This is a genomic window from Mesorhizobium sp., from assembly GCF_004962925.1.
GTDB lineage: Bacteria > Pseudomonadota > Alphaproteobacteria > Rhizobiales > Rhizobiaceae > Mesorhizobium.
On record NZ_SUEO01000382.1, the window covers coordinates 1 to 1,945 of the forward strand.

The following is a 1,945-nucleotide window of genomic DNA, read 5'->3' on the forward strand; positions in this document are numbered from 1 at the left end:
TGGGAGAAGGTGGCCGAGCGAAGCTCGGTCGGATGAGGGGTGCTGGACGGATCGCGGCGTTGGCGTTTCTTCCAACACCCCTCTTCCGTCTCGGCGCTGCGCGCCGATCCACCTTCCCCCACAAGGGGGGAAGGAAGGCGCACAGCTTGACGTCGTCCTTGCCACCGCCATAGCGTGAGGCGTCAGCAAGGAGCACAGCATGGCAGGCACGGTCGAAGGCGAAAAAATCGATGTCGGCTTTTCCGGCCGGCGCTGCATCCATTCGCGCAATTGCGTGCTGGGCGATCCGCATGTCTTCGTGCCCAATGCGAAGGGCCAGTGGATCCATCCCAAGGCGGCCAGCGTCGAGAAGATCGTGGCGATCGCCGAAAGCTGCCCATCGGGCGCCATCACCTATGTCAGGAAGGATGGCGGGCCGCAGGAACAGCCGCCGGTGGTAAACACAGTGCGCATCCGGGAAAACGGCCCGCTGGCCCTGCATGCCGAGATCGTGCTTGGCGACGAGACATTTTATCGCGCCACGCTCTGCCGCTGCGGCGCTTCGGAGAACAAGCCGTTCTGTGACGGCAGCCACACCAAATTAGGCTTTACCGCCACCGGCGAGCCGACGCTGAAGGACACGCCGGCGCTGGACACGCGCAACGGCCCGCTGACGGTGACGCCGACGACCAACGGCCCGCTCAAGCTTGAGGGCAATCTCGAAATCGTCACCGGCACCGGCCACACGGTCGACCGCACCCAACGCACCTTCCTCTGCCGCTGCGGCCATTCCGCCAACAAGCCGTTTTGCGACGGCAGCCACAAGCGCGTGGGGTTTGTCGGGTAGCTGTCGCTGGAATCTCCCCCCTCAAGGGGGGAGATCACGCTTTCGCGGCCCAGCGCTCGCCGCCAATTTCGGCCTTCGACAACCGCGCCCGGTTGATGCTAGGTCTTTTGCTACCGGTGCGTGCATGTGCCGGAACGGCGGTTCGTCGGGCTTGGGGGTCAAATTGCGCAAATATATCTTGCTGTTTCTCAGCCTCTGTATCGATTACGTCTGGGTGAACGCAGCCGTCGTCCTGGCCGACCGGCTCGGCATTGCCGAGACTGTTCTTGGCCAGCCGCCGTCATGGGCGGCCCGGCAAGTCCTTTCGCTGATCCTGCTTAGCCTTGTACGGGTGGCAAACGCCTCGGTGGGCGAATGGCTGCTGTCCTATGCGCAGACGGAACAGCCGGCCGGCCAGCGTCAATGGGCCAATCTGTTGCTTGGCACGCTCGGTGTCCTGTCCGGGATCTGGTACCTGCTGCACCTCACCGAGCCAGACGACGGCATGCCGTTCCTGTTCATGGTGGAGGACACGCTGCTGAAGACCGCGGTCATTGCGCTCTACAGCGCCCTCTGCAGCTGGTGTGGCGTGATGCTGTTGCGATTCGAGCCCAAGGCGAAGCTCTGCAAAGCCCTGCTGTTCGCCTCGGTCCTGCCATTGACCGCGATAAACCTCATCTTCTCCCACGACGCGCTGATTGCCTCGATGGTGGCGCGCGCCGCCAGCCAGGGCCGCTCATTCCCGGTGGAAAAGGCGGAGGTCTATGCCCGCGTGTCGATCTCCTACGCCATCCTGGTTGCCGCGGTGATGCTGGCGATCCTGTATTTCTGCCGCGAGCGGCCTGCCGTTTCCGTCGAGAGGTCGTTCGAAGGCTCGCCGGGCAGCCAGGCGTAGCTTTTTCGGCCAACAAGCCTTTCTTCTGGGGTAGGCGGCCAAGCTGCGAATCTCCCCCCTCGAGGGGGAGATGGCCGGCAGGCCAGAGGGGGTCGTTGCGCGTGGAGCGCCATCGTCCTCCGTCGGCGACAGGAGGCTCGCGCCCGGACGTACCGACCCCCTCTGTCGCCTTCGGCGACATCTCCCCCTCGAGGGCAGGGGAATCGCATATGGCGATTTTGGGGTTGAGTTTAGGCTGAGAAAGG

General features: G+C 64.1%; 2 protein-coding genes. Both read left to right on the forward strand.

Annotated elements, in window-relative coordinates; genetic code table 11:
* Nucleotides 1–199: 199 nt before the first annotated feature.
* On the forward strand, nucleotides 200–826 hold the full coding sequence (locus E5W87_RS35185) for a CDGSH iron-sulfur domain-containing protein (protein WP_292408498.1): 627 nt from the start codon (nucleotides 200–202) through the stop codon (nucleotides 824–826).
* Between the two features lie 163 nt (nucleotides 827–989).
* The gene (locus E5W87_RS35190) at nucleotides 990–1,700 is read left to right on the forward strand and encodes a hypothetical protein (protein ID WP_292408500.1); all 711 of its coding nucleotides are present in this window, start codon (nucleotides 990–992) and stop codon (nucleotides 1,698–1,700) included.
* Nucleotides 1,701–1,945 lie beyond the last annotated feature (245 nt).